The sequence below is a fragment of the Pontibacter populi genome, assembly GCF_040278685.1.
GTDB lineage: Bacteria > Bacteroidota > Bacteroidia > Cytophagales > Hymenobacteraceae > Pontibacter > Pontibacter populi.
The window spans coordinates 1-15,015 of the sequence record NZ_JBEOKT010000012.1 but is presented as its reverse complement, the minus strand read 5'-3'; the positions used below and the strand labels follow the sequence as shown (position 1 = coordinate 15,015).

The window sequence follows — 15,015 nt, the reverse complement described above, 5'->3', positions numbered from 1 at the left end:
GCGTTTTGCTTCTGATGGTTTGCTGAGAGTGTAGTGCTTGCTGTCAGGGGTTTATAGTTTGTATAAACTATAAAACAAAAGCAGAACTATAGTTTACAGCTCTGCTTTTATAACCGAAGTTTGGGTGACTTACTTTTGTGGTGGTATGGTTGTACCTATAAAGAACTTGCCTGTTTCTTTAAAGCCTCTGACTACGATCATATTATTGAGCTCCGCCAGATTATCTAAGTTATACACTGAACTTTTGCCGGTATTTAGTTTTTGGGAAGCTATTGTAATGTTAATAACATCTCCAACATTTGGCACTTTGTATTCTTCTAATTTGAGGTCGAAGCCATTGGTTGCAAATGCCTGTTGTGCTACTTCAAATTCACGTTTAGTAACATCGTTAGGCCATAGCACATAAGTAACTGTCTTTTCATCCTCCACAAGCTTTGCACCTGATGCTGGTACTAATGGTTCGTTATGCTTAATAGGAGGAGGTGGAGGTGGAATCTGTCCCTTTTCCTGAACCGGAACCGGTGGAGGTGGAGGTGGAAGCTGAGGCAGCTGGCCATATTTTTCTTCAACCGCTGGAATTCTCCTCTTTTGATTGAAATCATACTCTTCGCTTTTTCCGGATTTAAGATAAATGATAACTGATTTTAAATTCCATTCGTCGGCAACATCAAACTTCCAGGCTACTTGTTTTACCGTAGGGTTCCGCTTCAGAAAAGCCTGATAATCTGCAGGTAATTTATCTTTATAATATTGATCATCTTCTAAGGAAAAGATATGCTGCTGGCGCTGAGGTGCCGGTGCGGGTAAATCGTTTGAAGCAGGTGGTGGCGGTGCCGGTAGTTCTGGTGTAGGTGGTGCCGGCTGACTTGGTAGTGCTCCATATTTACGCTTAGCTGCAGCTACTTGCTTACTATCGTTTAAATCATACCTCTCCGTTTCCCCAGATTTTAAATGAACAGTAACAATATCCATATTGCTTAACTGCCAGGTTAATCCATTTACTGATGGATTACGCTTTAGAAAAGCCTTGTAATCTTCAGGTAATTCAGAAAAGCCTTGCTGACCTTCTGTTGGTATAGGTGCAGCTACTTTGTCGTATAGTTCATTATCGGGCAGGTACAAACCGTACTTGCTTACTGCTGTGGCTATGTCCTGCTCATTGTCCAGTTGGTAGCTTTCTGCTTCACCGCCATTTACAGGAGTTATGGTTAAGGTGTTGGGAGCAGTCCAGCAGGCAGACTGAAAAGTAGGACCTTTTTTAATATAGATATCAGGGCCAAGTTTAGTATAGCCTGAAACATCTATAGTTTCAGCCTGCGATTGCGCAATATTTCCGAAGATAAGTAGCAACACTGCAGCAACCGGCACTACAGCCAGAAACTTAAACAGGTGCTTTTTGGTACTCGGTATTTTGTTCATCATGGCAATTCTTCTTTTTAATGATGGAAAATTGAATTGATTGGCAATCTGAGGTTGCGTGGCGCCTACAACTTTCAGTAAAAGGTATTGGTATTCTTTTTTGTCAACTCCGGTGTTTACCACATTCTGGTCGGCAATAAACTCCAGGTTTTCTTTCACAGCTTTCTTCATGAGCCATGCGCCCGGGTTAAACCAGTAAAACACGGTGCTCAGTTCGGCCAGCAATACATCAATGGTATGCCAGCCGGTAATATGTATCAGTTCGTGGTGTAGTATCTGTTCCAGTTCGTCGCGTTTGTGCTGCTCGGGGTTCAGGTAAATGGTTTGCCAGAAAGAGAAGGCATGATTTATAGTTCTGGCCTTCCTGAAACCGATGCTTTTATAGTTGGCCGGCTCCGATGCTGCATGAATTTTATAAAGCGAAATCAACTGAACTATAAATCTTACCAGCATAACTAAAACCCCGGCCCAGAAAAGGTACACCGGCAATTGCCAGTAATCGAAAGATTGGGTTTGAGCTATAGATTGTCCTGTAAGTGCCCAGGCTGGTATAGTTACGATATAGGCGTTGGCAATAGGCTGGTGTTGTGCAAACAGCTCCGACAGGTTGATAAAAGGGTACACCGTAGAGAACACAATACCAAACACCAGGAACAGGCGGTTGAGGTGGTAGAACGTGAGCCGACGGAGCGCTACATGGTAAGCCAGGTAAAACAGTACCAGCGCTACATTTACTTTTAGCAGGTATATCAGTAGTTCCGGCATGGCTATTCGGCTTTTTTGTTCTCGATCATGTTAATAATCTCTTGCAGCTCTTCGGCGCTTATTTTCTTGTCCTGGGCAAAAAAAGCCACCAGCTCTTTATAGGAGTTCTTAAAGTAATCGCCCACAAAGCTCTTCATGAAACGCTTTTTATAGTCTTCGGCTTTTATGCGGGGTGCATAGCGGTAGGTGTTACCAAGCTTTTCGCTTTCCAGGAAGCCTTTTTTCTCCAGGTTCTTTACCGTAGAAGCCAGCGTTGTATAAGGTGGCTTTGGCTCAGGCATTTGTTCCAAGAAGTCTTTGATGAAGCCGCCTCCGGTTTCCCAGATCGTTAACATGGCTTCTTCTTCTTGTTGGGTTAGCTTTTCCATAATTCTACGATGTTTTCGTATAGTTACGAAATGTTCGTAATAAAAGCTACGAAAGTTTCGTAAATAATTTTAGTAAGTGGATATATAGCCCAAACAGCAGGATTTGGAAGTATAAAAAGTTTAGGTTGAACTATAGAATTGGTTAGCTATAGAAAACTCTGTATCTTATATTCAGAAACTGAATTATAACCTATGAAGCAGCTTATACTTTTATTGCTAAGTGGTATGGTGCTTACCAGTTGCTTTGAAGAAACTATAGAGAAGGAAGCACCTGAACAAAACAGCCATATTATTGAATTTGTAACCCTTGGTTTTGCAGAGAATCCTACAGATAAGAATAAGGGTTTTGGAGCTTTTTACTACTGTTACTTAAATCTAACTACCGACTCTGTTTTTATACAGCAGAAAATCAACCCAATTGAACAACCCGAAACATTTGCCTGGGCTGGTACTATACCTGGCTTATCTAACAATTCTGAATTACAGAATTATTTAGGAGCTGCGAAGCAGTATAAGAGTGGAGAAAAAATTAGTGAGCCTATAGAGGAAGGAGCTAACTTCTGTGGCCCTACTTATGCTATAAGGAATTATAAAGCCGGTGTTGACAACATTCATTATTTTACTACAAATGATTTAGATGTAAGATATGTGCAGGTTAAAGATTTCATTTTGTCATTACGAAATAAAGATCAGCTAAAACCTGTAAATACAATTGATGAAGATGTTATAGTAGTACCAATTGTAAGTGTTGCAGGCTCCGATTTAAGACCACCGCCGCCACCTGATCTTCCGCCACCACCACCACCTGTCAGAGCAAAAATAAGGTAAGTCATAGTGCGCACTAAATTTGAACACAAGCTCATGAAGCAGCTTAAACTTTGTTTAATTATTATGGCAGCACTGCTTTTGGGCTGCTCTGAAGAAAATATAGAAAAGGAAACACCTGTAAGCAGTAGTGGGGTAATTGAATTGGTCGCTTTTGGTTTGTCAGAAAATCCTATAGAAGAAAATAAAGGCTTTGGTGTAGCTTACTACTGTTACCTGAATCTTGAAACGGACTCGGTGTTTGTGCAGAAAAGGCTAAATGAAGATGAACAGTATGAGACCTTTGCATGGGCTGGAACTATAAAAGGCATCTCGCAAAATCAAAAGCTGTTAAATTTTATCGAAGTAAGTCAGAAAACAAAGAATGGGAACATCGTGACCACTCTGCCTAATGGCAAGTTCTTTTATGACGGCTATCATTATTATTCAAGTTACAAGAAAGGTAATTCAGACAAATTTCACTTTTATACAGCTTCTAAATTGGAGTCTGAATTCGAGGAAGGTGTAGAGTACATGATGGCTTTATATCAGCATGAGAAGCTGAAGTCGATTAACAGTTTTGTAAATACTGACAGCATAGTAGTTCAACTTGTTAACAGACCTGCTTTTAATAAAGGTCGTTTGTCACCGCCTCCACCTATAAGAGTAAAAGTTAACTATACACCACCTTTAGAAAAGCGATAAACCTATAATTCTATAGCAACTAAACCTATGCTCAAGAAACTACTTAGCTCCTTTGCACTGGCGCTGCACACTGTCCGCACCAGGCTGTTTCATACGTTGCTGTCTATATTGGGTATTGTAATAGGCGTTGGGGCCTTGGTAACGGTACTCTCGCTGATTGACGGCATGGAGAAATTTGCAAAAGAACAGATAACCACGACTACCTCGCTAAAGGCGGTGATGATAGAAACCAACACCTATAAGCGCGTGAATGATGTGATGTTGAAAAAGCAGGAATACGGCTACCTGAACTATGACCGTTTTAAAAAGTTTTCGGACGCGATGGCTATACCTGCTACAGGTTATATCGAGTTCAGGAAAAACAGCGAAGTGTTGCTGGCAGATAGCAGTAGGGTAGGGGCTGGGGTAGTTGGCGTAAATACCATACACCCTGCAATGGTTAAACTAAAAGCCGGACGGTTGTTTACTACTAAAGAGCTGGCTGCCAAAACGCCCGTTGCTTTTGTTAATCATGCCTTTGCAAAACAAATATCTGGCAAAGATTCTGCCCAAAATGTGCTGGGTCAAACTATACCATACCATAACAAAGCTTTAAAAGTAATAGGTGTGTTAAAGCCTGTGCCTCGTGAAAGGCCTGAGGTATACCTGCCTGTAAGTTTGCTCGCTGAAGATGAGCTGAAAGCTGATCCGCCGCGCGTTGTTTTTGAAGTAGATGAGGTTGAGCAGGTGCAGGCGTTTAAAAAAGATGCCGAACTATGGTTAAGAACCAATGTAGCCAGGGATAGCACCGATTTTAAAGTAATCACCAACGAAGGCAGGGTAGAGCAGGCTGCTAAAGGCTTTCTATTGTTCCGGGTGATCATGGGGCTTATAGTTGGCATCTCGGTTATAGTTGGCGGCATTGGTGTGATGAATGTGCTTTTGATATCAGTAACCGAACGCACCGTGGAAATTGGCGTGCGCAAAGCCATGGGAGCTAAAAAGCGGGATATACTTATGCAGTTCCTGGCCGAGTCGGTAACAGTGTCGTTGTTTGGTAGCTTCCTGGGGTTAGTGCTGGGTGTGCTTGCCACGCTCGGTATCGTGCTTATAATTAAAGCATTGACTGATGTGCCTTTCCAGGCGGCTTATACCTTAGATACTTTCCTGGTGATAACTATAGTTGCCATTGTTATCGGCATTGTATTCGGTACTTACCCAGCCATGCGCGCCGCAAAACTTAACCCTGTAGAGGCTATCCGGAGAGAGTAAAACAAGCCACTACAAACTATAGTATCTAACTATAAACTATACCAACCTATCCAGAACTATGAAAGCCATACTTGTAAAACAACCCGGCGGACCCGAACAACTTATAGTTGGCGAATACGAGCAGCCGTTGCCAAACCCAGATGAGTTGCTGGTAAAAGTGCATGCCACCGCCCTTAACCGCGCCGACACGCTGCAGCGCCAAGGCAAATACCCTCCACCAAAAGGAGCCAGCCCATTGCTTGGGTTAGAGATTGCCGGTGTAGTTGAAGAAGCAGGTATTAACTGTACCAGGTATAAAAAAGGCGACAAAGTTTTCGGGTTGCTGCCCGGCGGTGGTTATGCCGAGTACGCAACTATAGATGAGGCCATGGCGATGCCAATACCCGATAACCTGAGTTTTGAAGAAGCCGCTGCTATACCCGAAGTGTTTTTAACAGCCTGGCAGGCGCTGGTGTGGCTTGGTAAGTTGCGCCACGGCGAACGCGTACTGATACATGCCGGTGCCAGTGGCGTGGGTACGGCAGCCATACAACTTGCCCGTGCGCTTAAAGCGGATGTGCTGGTAACGGCTTCGGAAGGGAAACTGCACGCCTGCAAAGAACTGGGCGCCAATAAACTGATAAACTACCAGGACCCGGAAGTGCCTTTTGAAGATGAAGTGCTGGCCTATACCAATAATGAAGGTGTAGATGTTATAGTTGATTTTATAGCCGGCCCATACTTTAATCAGAACCTGGACTGCCTGCGCCTGGATGGTAGGTTGGTGATACTGGCCAGTTTGGGTGGTGGAAAAGTTGATAATGTAGACCTGCGCAAGATCCTGACAAAACGCCTGCAGGTAATTGGTTCTACATTACGTTCCCGCTCTAAAGCCTACCAGATAGAGCTAACAAAAGACCTCTCCCAGTTTGCCTTGCCATTGTTTAAAGAAGAAAAACTGAAGCCTGTAATAGACTCTGTTTATAGTTGGGAAGATGTTGCCGAAGCGCACCGCTACATGGAACAGAATAAGAACATCGGGAAGATCGTGCTGCGGGTTGGGTAGGATTGACAAAAGACTGCTTGACAAAGGACAAAAGACAACTACTATAAGTTATGCTGAAGCTAAACTTTTGGTTGATTATAGCGCCAGTTTGTAACTGGCATTCTGTGCGACCAGAAAAAAAGTAAAGCGTTTATGTGCTGTTTTGGACATCCATGTCCGAAACATGCCCTGCTGCGGACTTCCTTGTCCGAAACTATAACTGAGGTCGCTACAAATCCTGCTAATTCCTAAATCCTGCAAATCCTGATTCAGACATAAAACAAAAAAGGACAAAAGAGCTATAGTTACCTCTTTTGTCCTTTGTCATAAAATCCCTTGTCAAAAACCTACTGCGCTCTGAGTTGCTTAACCAGCACAGCAAAATCTTTCGGGTAAGGCGCTTCGATTTTTACAGGCTCGTCGTTCAACAGCTTAAAGCCGATAGTATGGGAGTGCAGCGCAAAACGCTTGATCAGTGGTTGTTCTTCCGTATCGTTTTTCAGGTTAAACTTCTGTTTCAGGCTGCTTAAGTACAGGTTTTCGCCACCATAAAGTGTGTCGCCAACTATAGGCGCTTTTAACGAGGCCAGGTGCACGCGTATCTGGTGCAGGCGGCCGGTTACGGGCATACATTCCACTAAGGTATGGCGGCTATAGTTTTCTAAGGTAGTAAAATAGGTCTCAGCGGGTTTGCCCTGTGGGGTAAGCTTGGCTACGCCTTTAGCATTAGGCAAAATGGCTTTGCTTACCAGCTGATCTTCAAAATTAAAAGTACCCCAAACTACAGCATGATATACTTTGTAAACCTGGCGGTGCTCAAATTGCATAGATAAATGGCGGTAAGCTTCCGGGTTCTTGGCAAATACAAGGCAACCCGATGTGTCTTTATCTAAACGATGGCAGGCCTGCAGATCAGGGTTATACTGGCGTGCAATTTTCAGCAGGTTGGTGGTGTTGGGTGTGCGGTCTTCCAGGGTCGCCAGGAAGGGTGGTTTATTAACTACAATGTAGTCTTCGTTCTCAAATATGATAAGGTCTTTAAAAACCGGGTATTTCATGTGTACTTAAGCTTTATCGGGCACAACTATACTGTAAGCCATGCATCCTGCAAAGATACTTAATTTAATTGTTGGATGGTTGAATTGCTGAATTGTTGATGGTGGGGTGTTTTAGTCAGGAGCTATAAGATTAATTTAGACCTTGAACGTCCACGCTCGTGTTTACTATGGTGTTGAGTCTCCTGACTCAACTGGCCCGACAGGGACATGCATTAGCAAAGGCTGAAGCTATAGTCCGATAGTTACCGTGGTCTAACCACCCTCAGTCCCTCAGAGCTACACTCATTACCTTCGAAATCTCTGCTCGGTAGTCTATGGCGGGGAGCTTTTCGGCTGTGACTATAGTTGGCTTTATTGTTCTATAGTTACACAATAAGAACGGACACACCGCGACTTGCTTTTATATTTTTGATTATACAATCAGCAATCGACAACTATTTAGCCTTAAGGAGTTTGAACCGTAAGTTAGAGCCTTTGCCAACTACGCTCGTGATAGCTATAAAAGAGCGATGTGCTTCTATGATGTGCTTGGAGATAGCCAGGCCAAGTCCGGAGCCACCTTCTGAGCGGGCGCGGCTTTTATCTATCCGGTAAAATCGCTCAAAAATACGGTTGATGTGCTCTTCGGCTATGCCTTTTCCGTCGTCTTTAACGGTTATAGTATACTTCTTTCGGCCCTCTGTAAACGATACCCAAATGTTACCGCCTTCGCGACCGTACTTTATGGCATTGTCTATCAGATTAATAAATACTTGCCTGATGCGGTTAGGGTCTGCGTACAGGTTTATTTGTTCTCCGGGGTGTGTCTCCAGGTGCAGGGTGATATTGCGCTCAGCAGCCTTACGTTCCAGTTGCTCAAAAACTTCCTGCACTACTGGCACAATGTCGAAATTACGCTTCTGCATTTTTATCACACCATTCTCCATCTGCGAAATACTGATGAGGTCCTGAACCAGTGTATCAAGTCCATCTAAACTATTTGCAGCCTTCAGCAGAAATTTATCACGCACGTTTACATCATCCACAGCGCCATCCAGCAACGTATGTATAAAGCCCTGCGCTGCAAAAATGGGAGTTTTCAGTTCATGCGAAACATCTGCCAGAAACTCGCTGCGCATTTTCTGCAGTCGTTTCAGTTCATCAATTTCCAGCTGCTTCTTAGCTGCTATCTCGTAGATCTCATTCTTTATTTTCAACAAGGGATCAGCGGTGAAGAACGATCGGCCTTCTGCTTTTTTGCTATCCTGGCGCCTGATCCGCTCCAGCGTAGAGTATACGTTTTTGATCTCGCGGAGCACCAGTGCCTCATAAGAGAAGTACACCAGCAGAAAGCAGCTTATAAAAACAACCACCAGCGCAACTATAAGCCCTTTGGACGAAAAGTAGGTAGCTAATGCCAAAAAGGCGGTAAGCACCAAAGCCACCGCCAAAGAAATAAGTAATGTAAGGGTACGCGAATTCAGGTTCATGCAGATCAGTCGGTATTGAACTTGTAACCTACACCTTTTATAGTTCTGATGTGGTCTTCGCCTACTTTTTCGCGCACTTTCCGGATGTGCACATCTACGGTTCGGGCAATTACATACACATCGCTGCCCCAGATGCTGTTAAGCAACTCTTCGCGTGTGAATACTTTGTTGGGCGTAGTTGCCAGGAAAGCCAGCAGTTCAAATTCTTTTTTAGGCAATGTTATTTTCTGGTCGCCTTTATATACCGCAAAGCTGGTACGATCAATCTTAAGGCCTGCTATATTAATTACCTGTTCCTGTTCGTCTTGCTGGGCATCTCGGCGGGCAAGCGCGGCCAGGCGACTTAAAAGGGCACGCGGCTTAATAGGCTTGGTTATAAAATCGTCGGCACCGGCATCAAATGCAGCTACTTCCGAGAACTCTTCGGCGCGGGCTGTCAGGAAAATGATGTGCGTCTGTTTAAAGTCGTTCATGTCGCGCAGCTGGCGGCAGGCGGCTATCCCATCCATAACAGGCATCATTACGTCCATCAGTATCACATCCGGTTTAAAGGCCTGCGCTACTTCTATGGCTCTCTTGCCATTAGCGGCCTGTGCCACTTCGTAGCCTTCGCGGGTAAGGTTGTAGTGCAGCAGTTCTACTATGTCGGGCTCATCGTCCACGATCAGTATCTTGTATTTAGATGCAGTTTGCACGATTCTGGCGCTTTAGGTTAACTGATTAAACTATAACTGTTGACCGGAGCACAAACTATAGTTCATGATCCTTAGCTATGTAAAGGTAAGTATGTTTCAGGCAAACTGCTCAGTTCTAGTTAAATGATAACGTTTTCTTAACATTGCTGCCAACTATAGTATAACAAAAAAGCCAGCGGTTTGGCTGGCTTTCCTGGTTTATTTTTTAGCAACTAACTTATGTTTCAGATTTCTGAATTCGTAGAGATCAACCTTTAGCGACCCTACAAACATTTCGGCTTCTATAAGCACCGGCACTTTGTTGTCATCATCAGACAGGTACACGGATATGGCGTTCTCGCCTTTAAACATTTCGTTTTCCGGCATTTTAGGAACCAGCTTAATGGCTTTTATCTTGCCGGCTTTGGTGCTAACTGTCTCGCGGCCTTTGTAAGTTACTTCCATGTCAAAGTTCTCTTCTTCAAAAAAGCCTTTTATCGTCAGCTTCTCGCCTTTGCGCATGTTATCATAGTTCATTGTTCTTAAGTAGTAGAAACCACTTACAATGTCCTGTACATTGTCTGATACTTTATGCGTGCTGGTCTTCTCCGGGTCTTTCTTTCTTTTTACTTTAACCGCAGCAACATTACTTGCGTGGTTAAAATCTACAGTCTCTTTTTTGCGGTAGCTACCTTCTTCTATATTACGGTAAAAGCGGTGCGGTACTATAGCTGCCGTATCTATATAAGACTGCCAGGTATCGCGAACTCTGATAAACAGATCGAAAGAGCTGCTGGTGCGGCCATACACTGTAGCGCGGTAGCTTGGGCGGCCATTTATAGTATACAGTTGTTTAGATACATCTATAGTTGCTTCGGCTGCCGTAATAGGGCCATAGTGTACTTTATACTTCAAAATCTCACCAGTCGAAAAACTTTCGTTGCGTACAGTACGCATGCTGTCTTTGGTTACAAAGGCAGAGAGTACTATCACTAGCAGAAGGATGATGGGAATAAACTTCTTCATATTCTTCATTATAAGGGTCTGCATTAATAGTGGGTTTTATTCAACTATCATACCAACTCGCCCCGGTTTGCCCGGTTTTAAGTTTATTAAAGCAGTTTGCTCAGGTTGCTTATAGTTTAGTATTAATGCGTGGCAACAACCTGAGCTATAGGTTTTATACTACGTTATTCATTGCAAGTTAACACTTTATATCACTTTTTTGAAGTGAGTATAATAAAAAAGGTGCCATACGTATAGCACCTTTTTTATTATTTTAGTTCAGCGAATAATGTTCATTCGCCTCTGTCTGCAGACTTATCTTCCAATACCTCAGCGACCTTTTCTGGTTCGCCTTTTACAATAGCTCTGATCTTTTGCTCGATCTCGTCCATCAGTTCAGGGTTGTCAAGCAGGATCTGCTTCACGCCATCGCGGCCCTGGCCTAACTTGTTGCCATCATAAGAGAACCATGAACCAGATTTCTGTACGATGTTCAGCTCAACACCAAGGTCAAGGATCTCACCAACTTTAGAGATACCCTCGCCATACATGATATCGAATTCAACTACTTTAAACGGAGGCGCTACTTTGTTTTTCACAACCTTCACACGGGTACGGTTACCGGTAATGTTATCGGCATTCTCTTTTATCTGGCCAATACGACGGATGTCCAGACGTACGGATGCGTAGAATTTAAGGGCGTTACCACCGGTTGTGGTTTCAGGGTTACCGAACATAACACCAATCTTCTCACGAAGCTGGTTGATGAAGATACAGCAGCATCCGGTTTTGTTGATCGTGCCTGTCAGCTTACGAAGTGCCTGAGACATTAAACGTGCCTGAAGACCCATTTTGCTGTCACCCATGTCGCCTTCCAGTTCACCTTTCGGTACCAGGGCAGCAACTGAGTCAATTACGATAATATCGATAGCGCCTGAACGGATCAGATGATCAGCGATCTCAAGTGCCTGCTCACCGTTATCCGGCTGCGATATCAATAAGTTTTCGGTATCAATTCCGAGTTTCTCGGCATATGCTTTATCAAAAGCGTGCTCTGCGTCAATAAATGCAGCCAGGCCACCTGCTTTTTGTGCTTCGGCAATAGCATGCATGGTAAGCGTGGTTTTACCGGAAGATTCAGGACCGTAGATCTCGATTACACGGCCACGTGGCAAACCGCCAATACCCAAAGCTATGTCCAACCCAAGAGACCCTGTAGAGATAGCAGGAATGTCTTCTACTTTGTTGTCGCTAAGCTTCATTACAGTGCCTTTACCGTAAGTCTTGTCGAGCTTGTCGATGGTCAACTGCAGGGCTTTAAGTTTTTCGTTGCTTACACTCATGTGTTCTTTCTTATTTAGCTTAATTTGATTGTGAAATTACAACATTCAGATCCAATTTGCAAAAAAGTTAACCTATATTTTGCTAATTATTTTAGCTGGCTGATGCTGTCTGTTCTTAACACAACCTGCGTGGCTTTTGTCCCATTATTTGTGCTTTTTTCTATCTGATTTTAAAAGTTTTTCTGGGGTAACTATAGTGTAGGGCAGCAGGTTGTTATAAAGGGTGCTTTGGTGCTGTTGCAATTAAAAGTAGAGCAGCTATAGTTAGTTTGCTAATATTATTGGGATTCTGATCGGGTGATTAAAGGCCCAAAGATCTTAGCCGCTGAAAGGCATCTATAACAAGCGCAAAGTTCGCCAAACTATAATTCTGGATCTATAGTTTAGCTAAACCAGTTCTGTTGAGTTTTTAGATTCCTGCTGGTTGCGTTGCGCTTCAAAGTCTTCACGAGTCATCCCAAAATAGGTCAGGTCATGCAGTTCTTCCGAGTCCACGCCCCTGAAATCGCTACGCAGTGTGCCTTCTTCCACAAACCCGTTTTCCTGGGCCAATTCGCCGTAAAATTTATTGCTGGCAGTGCACCGGATGTACACTTTATTTAGTTGAAGCGCATGAAAGGCAAAGTCGAGTATAGTTTGTAAGGCTTCCTGCACAAGTTCTTTGGTTTCGGGCCAGCCCGTAAAGTAAAGGCCTATCTCTGCTTTAGGAATCTTGTGGTCTACATTTTTAAGAGCAATATCGCCAACATAGGTGTTGTCGGCTTTCATCCACACGCCAAAGTCAAAAGTTTTACGATTGTCCCAGTCGGTGCGGAGCTGTTGCATCTGTATGCGGGCATCTTCCAGGGCCTTTACACGCGCTATGCGGCCGCTGAATGCCGGGTACATTATATTGGTACTTTCCTGCAGTACACGCATAAAATCGTTCTCGTCCCCTTCCTGGTAGGGTCTCAGGATCAGGTGTTCTGTCTCTAGTCTTTCTTTCAGAGACTCGGGTAAAATATTGAATAGTAGGCTCATGTAACTTGCACTGAATGTCGTGTTCAAACTGATACTTGTACCTTCTTACGCTTTAAAGTTGAAATGGTATAGTATTAACAGTACTATAAATCCTAAACAAGCCTGACATCAAATCGTTACTAACATACACGTTCTATTTATAATCTAAAATTTAACAAACTATGGGAGACAGACTTAAAGGTAAAGTGGCTATTGTAACCGGCGGCGGCTCAGGTATCGGCGAAGCAATTTGTAAGAAGTTTGCCCGAGAGGGCGCAAGTGTTATAGTTGCCGGCTTTCCCGAAGATCCGGTAGAAGCTGTAACAAAAGAAATTCAGAAGGAGGGAGGAGCAGCCTTATCATTCACAGCCGACATTTCTACCGAAACCAATGCAAAGCGCTGCGTCGAAACCGCAGTAAGCCAGTTTGGTAAACTTGATATCCTGGTAAATAACGCCGGGGTTTTTCCGGAAGTGAACATGCTGCAGGATTTTTCAGAAGAAGCTTTTGAATACATGCTGAAGAATAACGTTAAGACAGCCTTTGTAATGAGCAAAGCAGCATTGCCGGAACTTCATAAAACCAAGGGCAATATCGTTTCGGCAGGTTCGGAGGCTGGTGTACTGGGTATTGCCAATAATACACCTTACGGCGGTACAAAAGGATTTATACATGCGTTCATGCGCGGACTAGCCGTAGAGCAGGCGCAATTCGGGGTGCGTTGCAATATAGTTGGCCCCGGACCTATAGATACAGCCTGGACCCACGAAAGCACCGGACCAATGGATAGCAAAATGGTGAAGATGATAAAAGAAGCTACACCGATGGGCCGCAGAGGTACCCCGGAAGAAGTAGCTAATGTTTACCTGTTCCTGGCATCAGACGAGGCCAGCTATGTAACTGGCGCGACCTATATGGTAGATGGCGGTATAACTATAGCCAAAGGCGGCGTTGGTAGCCAGGCCGATTCAGAAATGAAGAAAGAACCTAAAGGAGAGCTGGAACTGGAGCACTCCAAAGATGGCCATACTTCGATCCGAAAGTAAACTATAGCTCAGCACAAAACTATAAAGGCCGGCAACTGTATAGTTGCCGGCCTTTATAGTTTATAGTATTGTTCAGTTACTGGTTTAGGAAAGGGTAGTTGTGGTATTTCGGGCTTCCAAGGTTTTGCTGTACCATCATTACTTCCAGGGTGTGCGCTGTTTCCTTAAAATACTCCAGTCTTCTATAAAGCATCTCTTTTTGCAGAATAACGCCGGTAGCCGTTTTCATGTACGCTTTCTTGTCTTCCAATACACGGTGCATTACATCGTTCACGGCTTCCTCGTTCTGCATATACCACTGCTGAAAATCATATAGCCTGGCAGCACCTGTAGTTGGCGAAGTAAAGTTAAGGCCATAGATACGAAGGATGTCGCTTAGCAGGTCTATTTCCAGCGGAATAGAAACATTGTATGGCATCGTGCGCACTTCCAGTTTGCTGTTAAGTGCCGCAGCTATAGTTGCCAGGTTATCTTTAAAGCGAAAGTATAAAGCAGCCGCCTCCATAGTGTAAAGTGTTAGTGAGTATTAATCCGCTGCAAAATTACACGAATTTGTTGAATGGCTAAATGGCTGGAAGGTTAAATTGCTGAATTGTTAGAAATGACAATTAACAACTATAGTAAACCGAGAATAATGTTCTCTTCGGTAATGCCTTCGGCTTCGGCTTTAAAGTTGCGCACAATACGGTGGCGGAGAATTGGTAATGCTACAGCCTGTACGTCTTCAATATCCGGGCTGTACTTGCCGTTGAGAATGGCATTGCACTTGGCTCCAACTATAAGATGCTGTGATGCACGCGGTCCTGCTCCCCACTCCAGGTAATTATCTGCGGCCTTGGAAGCCATAGGCGAGCCTGGTCGTGTTTTGTGAACTAACTGCACCGCATACTCTATTACATTGTCAACTACCGGCACACGGCGCACCAACTGCTGAAACGCCAATATGTCATCGGCATGCAAAAATTTGTCGAGTTGCTGGGTAAAGGCGCCGGTGGTATTTTTCACGATCTGCAGTTCCGACTCGTAGCTAGGGTAGCCCAACGTAATGTTGAACATGAATCGGTCGAGCTGTGCTTCGGGTAGGG

15 protein-coding genes are annotated in these 15,015 nt (G+C 44.0%); 5 read left to right on the top strand and 10 right to left on the bottom strand.

What is annotated here, in order from left to right:
• Positions 1-129 precede the first annotated feature (129 nt).
• Together ABS362_RS13305 and ABS362_RS13300 are read right to left on the bottom strand one after the other, a co-directional pair.
• Positions 130-2,184, bottom strand: a complete 2,055-nt coding sequence (locus ABS362_RS13305) for a M56 family metallopeptidase (RefSeq protein ID WP_350412996.1) — start codon at positions 2,182-2,184, stop codon at positions 130-132.
• A gap of 2 nt (positions 2,185-2,186) precedes the next feature.
• A complete protein-coding gene (locus ABS362_RS13300; protein ID WP_350412995.1) occupies positions 2,187-2,552 on the bottom strand; it encodes a BlaI/MecI/CopY family transcriptional regulator in 366 nt (121 codons plus the stop codon).
• Positions 2,553-2,744: 192 nt separating this feature from the next.
• Between ABS362_RS13300 and ABS362_RS13295 the strand changes: the two genes are divergently transcribed.
• The 4 genes from ABS362_RS13295 (at position 2,745) to ABS362_RS13280 (ending at position 6,357) form a co-directional block, all read left to right on the top strand.
• A complete protein-coding gene (locus ABS362_RS13295) occupies positions 2,745-3,380 on the top strand; it encodes a hypothetical protein (protein WP_350412994.1) in 636 nt (211 codons plus the stop codon).
• A 63-nt stretch (positions 3,381-3,443) separates the two neighbouring features.
• Entirely contained in the window at positions 3,444-4,061 is a 618-nt protein-coding gene (locus ABS362_RS13290) for a hypothetical protein (protein WP_350412993.1), read from the top strand.
• Between the two features lie 27 nt (positions 4,062-4,088).
• Positions 4,089-5,312: an ABC transporter permease gene (locus tag ABS362_RS13285; protein ID WP_350412992.1), complete on the top strand. Its 1,224-nt coding sequence runs from the start codon at positions 4,089-4,091 to the stop codon at positions 5,310-5,312.
• Positions 5,313-5,370: 58 nt separating this feature from the next.
• Complete coding sequence (locus ABS362_RS13280) at positions 5,371-6,357, top strand: NAD(P)H-quinone oxidoreductase (protein ID WP_350412991.1); 987 nt, start codon at positions 5,371-5,373, stop codon at positions 6,355-6,357.
• A gap of 326 nt (positions 6,358-6,683) precedes the next feature.
• On the opposite strand, the gene ABS362_RS13275 is transcribed toward ABS362_RS13280, so the two are convergent.
• The 6 genes from ABS362_RS13275 to ABS362_RS13250 form a co-directional block, all read right to left on the bottom strand.
• Positions 6,684-7,394: an RluA family pseudouridine synthase gene (locus ABS362_RS13275; protein ID WP_350412990.1), complete on the bottom strand. Its 711-nt coding sequence runs from the start codon at positions 7,392-7,394 to the stop codon at positions 6,684-6,686.
• Positions 7,395-7,828: 434 nt separating this feature from the next.
• A complete protein-coding gene (locus tag ABS362_RS13270; protein WP_350412989.1) occupies positions 7,829-8,863 on the bottom strand; it encodes a sensor histidine kinase in 1,035 nt (344 codons plus the stop codon).
• Between the two features lie 5 nt (positions 8,864-8,868).
• Positions 8,869-9,558 carry a response regulator gene (locus ABS362_RS13265; RefSeq protein ID WP_350412988.1) on the bottom strand — a complete coding sequence of 230 codons (690 nt, stop codon included), beginning with the start codon at positions 9,556-9,558 and terminating at the stop codon, positions 8,869-8,871.
• 198 nt (positions 9,559-9,756) lie between these two features.
• The gene (locus tag ABS362_RS13260) at positions 9,757-10,587 is read right to left on the bottom strand and encodes a DUF3108 domain-containing protein (protein ID WP_350412987.1); all 831 of its coding nucleotides are present in this window, start codon (positions 10,585-10,587) and stop codon (positions 9,757-9,759) included.
• Positions 10,588-10,835: 248 nt separating this feature from the next.
• A complete protein-coding gene (recA, locus tag ABS362_RS13255; RefSeq protein WP_350412985.1) occupies positions 10,836-11,885 on the bottom strand; it encodes a recombinase RecA in 1,050 nt (349 codons plus the stop codon).
• 387 nt (positions 11,886-12,272) lie between these two features.
• On the bottom strand, positions 12,273-12,905 hold the full coding sequence (locus tag ABS362_RS13250; RefSeq protein ID WP_350412984.1) for a GNAT family N-acetyltransferase: 633 nt from the start codon (positions 12,903-12,905) through the stop codon (positions 12,273-12,275).
• Between the two features lie 161 nt (positions 12,906-13,066).
• Here ABS362_RS13250 and ABS362_RS13245 point away from each other — a divergent pair, with 161 nt between their 5' ends.
• Positions 13,067-13,930, top strand: a complete 864-nt coding sequence (locus tag ABS362_RS13245; RefSeq protein ID WP_350412983.1) for an SDR family NAD(P)-dependent oxidoreductase — start codon at positions 13,067-13,069, stop codon at positions 13,928-13,930.
• Between the two features lie 76 nt (positions 13,931-14,006).
• On the opposite strand, the gene ABS362_RS13240 is transcribed toward ABS362_RS13245, so the two are convergent.
• Entirely contained in the window at positions 14,007-14,435 is a 429-nt protein-coding gene (locus tag ABS362_RS13240) for a hypothetical protein (RefSeq protein WP_350412982.1), read from the bottom strand.
• Between the two features lie 110 nt (positions 14,436-14,545).
• A partial coding sequence (locus tag ABS362_RS13235) for an AAA family ATPase (protein ID WP_350412981.1) occupies positions 14,546-15,015 on the bottom strand: 470 nt, incomplete at its 5' end.